General features: G+C 59.3%; 5 protein-coding genes. 2 read left to right on the top strand and 3 right to left on the bottom strand.

All coding sequences use genetic code 11. The annotated features are described in order from the left end of the window. Positions 1–107: 107 nt before the first annotated feature. Both KHQ28_RS24475 and yieE read right to left on the bottom strand, forming a co-directional pair. Positions 108–1,577 (bottom strand): amino acid permease, encoded by a 1,470-nt coding sequence (locus KHQ28_RS24475; protein WP_002912929.1) that lies wholly within the window; start codon positions 1,575–1,577, stop codon positions 108–110. A gap of 178 nt (positions 1,578–1,755) precedes the next feature. Then, positions 1,756–2,622, bottom strand: coding sequence for a DNA-binding transcriptional regulator YeiE (gene yieE, locus KHQ28_RS24470; RefSeq protein WP_002912932.1), 867 nt, complete (start codon positions 2,620–2,622; stop codon positions 1,756–1,758). A 265-nt stretch (positions 2,623–2,887) separates the two neighbouring features. On the opposite strand from yieE, the gene KHQ28_RS24465 reads away from it, so the two are divergent. Beyond that, positions 2,888–3,937 carry a YeiH family protein gene (locus tag KHQ28_RS24465; RefSeq protein ID WP_002912935.1) on the top strand — a complete coding sequence of 350 codons (1,050 nt, stop codon included), beginning with the start codon at positions 2,888–2,890 and terminating at the stop codon, positions 3,935–3,937. A gap of 71 nt (positions 3,938–4,008) precedes the next feature. Then, positions 4,009–4,863 (top strand): deoxyribonuclease IV, encoded by an 855-nt coding sequence (gene nfo / locus KHQ28_RS24460; protein ID WP_002912937.1) that lies wholly within the window; start codon positions 4,009–4,011, stop codon positions 4,861–4,863. 51 nt (positions 4,864–4,914) lie between these two features. Here nfo and fruA read toward each other — a convergent pair. After that, positions 4,915–6,503: PTS fructose transporter subunit IIBC (gene fruA / locus KHQ28_RS24455; protein WP_211777710.1), on the bottom strand; the 1,589-nt coding region annotated here is incomplete at its 5' end.

Raw genomic sequence — 6,503 nt, 5'->3', positions numbered from 1 at the left:
TTTATGGGGTCAGTCCAGCAGCGCAGCCGGGCAATCCCTGAAGATTGCACTTTGCCAGCAATATAAAGCCCTCTTCACAGAGGGCTTTTATCGCACAATCGCGAAGATTAACGCTTAAAGCGGTCCGGGAAGGTCATTTCGCTGTAGCGAACAAAGCGGGTGCCTTTCGCCAGCTTGTAACCAAACCAGATGACGAGGAACAGCGGAATACCAATGTAGGTCGCCGCCACGCCGCCCCAGTCAATGGTGTCCTTGAGGAACGCTTCGTAGTTCTGTCCGAGGGTGATGATCAGGCACAGCACGAAGGCGAAGATCGGCCCCAGCGGGAAGAACCCGGAACGATACGGCAGATTATTAATATCGTTACCCTGCAGGACGTAGCCGCGACGGAAACGATAGTGGCTGATCGCAATACCCAGCCAGGCGATAAAGCCCGTCATCCCGGAGGTGTTCAGCAGCCACAGGTACACCGTCTGGTTGCCAAACATGGAAGTCAGGAAGCACAGCGCCGCGATCACGGTGGTCGCGTACAGCGCGTTACGCGGCACGCCGCCACGCGACAGCTTCGAGAAAATGCGCGGCGCTTTACCGTCGCAGGCCAGGGTGTACAGCATACGCGTGGAGGCGTACATCCCGGAGTTACCCGCCGACAGCACGGCAGTCAGGATAACGGCGTTCATGATTGCCGCCGCCGACAGCAAACCAGCATGCTGGAACACCAGGGTGAACGGGCTGACGGAGATATCCTTCACATCGTTGCGCAGCAGACTCGGATCGGTATACGGAATGATCAGGCTGATAATCAGGATCGCGAAGACGTAAAACAGCAGGATACGCCAGAAGACCTGGCGCACCGCGCGCGGAATGTTCTTCTCCGGATTTTCAGATTCACCGGCAGCGATGCCGATAAGCTCGGTGCCCTGGAACGAGAAGCCGACAATCATCGCCACGCCAATCATCGCCGAGAAACCGCCGGCGAACGGCGCATCCGCGATCCCCCAGTTGCTCCAGCCGGCTGGCTGCGCCCCTTTGAAGATGCCGACAATCATCATCACGCCGACGATGATAAAGATAATGACGGTGGCTACCTTTATCAGCGAGAACCAGTATTCCGCCTCGCCAAAGCCGCGCACCGAGATCCAGTTCAGCAGGAACATGATGCCGAGGAATAAGGCGCTCCAGATCCAGCCCGGAGTGTCGGGGAACCAGTAGCTCATCACCAGCTGTGAGGCCACGAGGTCAACGGCGATCGTCACCGCCCAGTTGTACCAGTAGTTCCAGCCCAGCGCGAAGCCGAAGCCTTCTTCAACATAATTCTGCCCGTAGGTGGCGAAGGAACCGGATACCGGCATAAACGCCGCCAGCTCGCCGAGGCTGGTCATCAGGAAATAGACCATCAAACCGATCAGAATATAAGACAGCAGCGCCCCGCCGGGACCTGCTTGCGAAATGGTTGCGCCAGAGGCAACAAAAAGACCCGTACCGATGGAACCGCCGATGGCGATCATGGTCAAGTGGCGCGCCTTCAGTTCACGACGTAGCGTGGGCGCTTCTGTGGTTTTAGTTTCCGAAACCATGTGATAATGCTATCCATCCAAAAAATGAGGCGCGATTGTAGCAGACGATCGGGGTTCCATCCGGTACAAATGCAAAGTTATAAGAGAGCTTCATGATCGCCCGCAAATTATTAGTAAAGCACTAACCTGCGGAATTGCCAGCGAATTCCCCCCGTAATCAGGCGATAAAACCGGGCTGCTACACCTGGCAATAGTGCAGAAAACGTTGTAATGCTTTAGAAATATGCTTCTGCCGGTGATGGATCCGCCACAGCGTGCGCGTCAGCCGGGGCAATGGCACTTTCAGCTCCGCCAGCGTGCCCGAGGCAAGCTGTTCGGCAATCACCCGCCGCGATAGACAGCTGATGCCCAGGCCATGCCTGACCGCGTGCTTGATCGCCTCTGAATTACCCAGCTCCATGCCCAGATGAAACGCCGGCAGATGCGACAGCAGAACGTAATCGACAATCTCCCGGGTGCCGGAGCCATGCTCGCGCAGGATCCACGGCGCCTCAGCCAGTTGCTGCAGGGTCACCTCCCCCGCCAGCAGCGGTGAGTTGGGCGCGGCAAACACCACCAGTTCATCCTCCAGCCACGGCTCGGCAATAATATCGGCGGCATGGCACGGCCCCTCAATCAGGCCGAAATCCACCCGCAGGTCGGCGACGGCGTTGATGACGTCCAGGCTGTTGCCGACGCTCAGCTCGACCGGCAGATCCGGGAAGTCATGACGATAGCGGGCAATAATCTCCGGCATAATATAGTTGCCGATGGTGCTGCTGGCGTAGACTCGGATCGCCCCGTTATCGCCGCGAAACAGCTGCTCGATCTCCAGGGCCCGCTCCAGCAGCGCCAGCGCACGCGGGTACAGCAGCCGTCCATGCTCATTCACCACCAGTCGTTTACCGACGCGGTCAAACAGCTGCACGCCGAGCTGCCCTTCCAGATCGGTCAGCGCGGCGCTGACCGCGGATTGCGAAAGCGCCAGCATCTGTGACGCCTGAGTGGTCGACCCACTCTTGTGGACTTCGGCGAACACTTCCAGCTGCCGCAGCGTAATATGCATAACCCACCCGTTTAGTAATCCAACCTGAATAACCTTCCTTACTATGGTGACACAAATCGAGGCGGCTGACGGAAGGAAAATCCGCTTATATCACAAAATCATCGTCTTGCCGGCGAGACCGCCCCGCTTCTGCCTAACCCGCTCTCGCCCCGTTGTAACCGGCGAAGCGGCCATTAACCACTTATTACGATTGATTATAAACATATAATCAATTTTATATTTAATCCCGCACGGCGTAACCTTTAGGCAGACAAAGGAGAAGGTTATGACAGCACTCACTTTACCCACCAAACATCGTTCCCTGTGGCATTTTGTCCCAGGCCTGGCGCTGACTGCCGCTCTGACCGGCGCCGCCCTGTGGGCCGGTAGTTTCCCGGCCATCGCCGGCGCAGGCTTTAGCGCCCTGACCCTCGCTATCCTGTTCGGGATGGTCGTCGGCAACACGGTCTACCCGAAAATCTGGCAGCCCTGCGACGGCGGGGTGATCTTCGCCAAGCAGCATCTGCTGCGCCTGGGGATCATCCTCTACGGCTTTCGCCTGACGTTCGCCCAGATTGCCGACGTCGGCGTGAGCGGTATTTTGATTGACGTTCTGACGCTCTCCAGTACCTTTTTTATCGCCTGCTTCCTTGGCCAGAAAGTGTTTGGTCTCGATAAACACACCAGCTGGCTGATCGGCGCCGGCAGCAGCATCTGCGGCGCGGCGGCCGTGCTCGCCACCGAGCCGGTGGTCAAAGCCGAAGCCAGTAAAGTGACGGTTGCCGTCGCCACAGTGGTTATCTTCGGTACCATCGCCATCTTCCTCTACCCGGCGATGTACCCGCTGCTGGCGCACTGGTTTACCCCGGAGACCTACGGGATCTATATGGGCTCCACCATGCATGAAGTGGCGCAGGTTGTTGCCGCCGGCCATGCGGTCAGCCCGGACGCGGAGAACGCGGCGGTTATCGCCAAAATGCTGCGCGTCATGATGCTGGCTCCGTTCCTGCTGTTCCTGGCGGCGCGTGTTAAACAGCTGACCCCGGCAGGCAACGGCGAGAAAAGCAAAATCACCATTCCGTGGTTCGCCATTATGTTCATCCTGGTGGCGGTGTTTAACTCCTTCCATCTGCTGCCGAAAGCCGTGGTGGATATGCTGGTGACGCTGGATACCGTCCTGCTGGCGATGGCAATGGCCGCCCTCGGGGTCACCACCCACGTCAGCGCGCTGAAAAAAGCCGGGGCGAAACCGCTGCTGATGGCGCTGATGCTGTTCGTCTGGTTGATTGTCGGCGGCGGGGTCATTAACGTCGCTATCCACAGCCTGATGGCATAAAGCACTACATCTTTCTCCAGTTAAGCCGCTATCATTACCCACCCCCCAGCGGCTTTAACTGGAGTTTTTTTATGAAATACGTAGGAGCGCACGTGAGCGCCTCAGGTGGACTGGCCAATGCCGCCATTCGCGCCGCCGAAATCGAAGCAACCGCCTTCGCCCTCTTCACCAAGAACCAGCGCCAGTGGCGCGCCGCGCCGCTCAGCGACGAGACCATCGCCGAATTCAAAGCCGCCTGTGAAAAGTATCACTTTGGCCCGGGGCAGATCCTGCCGCACGACAGCTACCTGATTAACCTTGGCCACCCGGTGGAAGAAGCGCTGGAAAAATCCCGTGATGCCTTCATTGATGAAATGACCCGCTGCCAGCAGCTGGGGCTGACGCTGCTCAACTTCCACCCCGGCAGCCATCTGCAGCAGATCCCGGAGGAGGAGTGCCTGGCGCGCATCGCCGAATCGATCAATATCGCGCTGGCGAAGACCGAAGGCGTTACTGCGGTGATCGAAAACACCGCTGGCCAGGGCAGCAACCTCGGCTTTAAGTTCGAGCACCTCGCGGCCATCATCGACGGCGTGGAAGATAAATCCCGCGTCGGCGTCTGCATTGATACCTGCCATGCTTTCGCCGCCGGCTACGACCTGCGCAGCGCCGAAGCCTGCGAAAAAACCTTCGCCGCCTTCGAACGCATCGTCGGTTTTCAGTATCTGCGCGGCATGCATCTCAACGATGCCAAGAGCGCCTTCGGCAGCCGGGTCGACCGTCACCACAGCCTGGGGGAAGGCAACATCGGCCACGATTGCTTCAGCTGGATCATGCAGGACAGCCGCTTCGACGGTATTCCGCTGATTCTTGAAACCATCAACCCGGATATCTGGGCGGAAGAGATTGCCTGGCTGCGGGCGCAGCAGATTGCCGAAGTGGCGTAAATAGAGACAAAAAAAGGGCCGAACAGTCGGCCCTTTTTTATTGCGGTAGGATTATGCCGCTTTTTCAACTTCCGCTGTTTGCGCCTCAGGGCGTTTCAGCACGGCGTAGGCAAGGCCCGCCACCAGCGTTCCGGCAACAATCGCCAGCAGGTAGCCCAGCACCGGCGTAATCGCCCCCGGGATCAGCAGAACAAACAGCCCGCCGTGCGGCGCCATCAGTTTCGCGCCGACCGCCATGGAGATAGCGCCGGTTACCGCGCCACCGACGATACAGCACGGCAGAACGCGCATCGGGTCACGGGCGGCAAAAGGAATCGCCCCTTCCGAGATAAAGCACAGGCCAAGAACCAGCGCGGCTTTGCCCCCTTCCCGCTGCCCTTTGTCGAACTTATTGCGCGCTACCAGCGTCGCGATACCCATCGCCAGCGGTGGCACCATACCGGCCGCCATGATCGCCGCCATCGGCGCATAAGTCTGGGTACTCAGCAGGCCAACGCCAAAGGCATAGGCCGCTTTGTTTACCGGCCCGCCCATATCGGTACACATCATCGCGCCGAGGATCGCGCCCAGCAGAACCGCGTTGGCGGTGCCCATGGTTTGCAGCCAATGGGTCAGCCAGGCGAGGATACCGGCTACCGGTTTACCGATCAGATAGATCATTGCCAAACCCACGATCAGACTGGAGACCAGCGGAATGATCAGGATTGGCTTCAGGGCTTCCATACTCTGCGGCAGTTTCAGCTTCGTGCTGATGGCTTTCGCCACATAACCGGCAAGGAAACCAGCGATGATCCCGCCGATAAAGCCGGAGCCGCCGCTAACCGCCAGCATACCGCCGATAAGGCCCGGGGTCAGACCCGGACGGTCGGCAATGGAGAAGGCGATAAAGCCTGCCAGTACCGGCACCATCAGCGCGAAGGCCGAGCCGCCGCCGATCTGCATCAGCGCCGCCGCCAGGGTGTCTTTCACTTCAAACGCTTTGATCCCGAAGGCAAAGGAGAGCGCGATACACAGGCCCCCGGCCACTACCATCGGCAGCATATAGGAGACGCCGGTCAGCAGGTGGCGATAGGCGCCCGCCGACTCTTTTTTCCCTTCAGCAGCCGCCTGAGGTTTGCCGGATGGCTGGTACGGTTTGGCTTCCGCCACCGCTTTATCCAGCTCCTGGGCGGTTTTCTTCAGCGCCAGACCGGTGGTGGTGCGGTACATCGGCTTGCCGGCGAATTTCGCCAGGTCCACCTCGATATCGGCAGCGACGATCACAAGATCCGCCTCGGCCACCTCTTCCGGGGTGATGGCATTGCCCGCCCCAACGGAGCCGCGGGTCTCCACCTTCACCCACCAGCCGCGTTTTTTGGCTTCGGTTTCGATGGCTTCTGCCGCCATAAAGGTGTGGGCGACGCCGGTCGGACAGGCCGTGACCGCGACAATGCGTTTCTGCCCCTGAGCGGCGGCCGGAACGGCTACCGCCGCTGGCGCAACGTAGGGCTTAGCGTGGTCTTTCGCTTCTCCCAGGAACAGCTCCGGATGGGCGACAGCACGGTTAATATCGCCCAGGTAAACGTTTTTACCATTCAGCGCGCTATCGGCCGGCAGCGCGGTTCCCAGCACGATGGCCAGTTCGGCGTCATTCGGGTTAT

This window comes from Klebsiella sp. 28 (assembly GCF_018223905.1).
Taxonomy (GTDB): Bacteria; Pseudomonadota; Gammaproteobacteria; order Enterobacterales; family Enterobacteriaceae; genus Klebsiella; species Klebsiella pneumoniae.
Note: the sequence above shows the minus strand (reverse complement) of the source record. Positions and strands in the feature narration are given on the sequence as shown.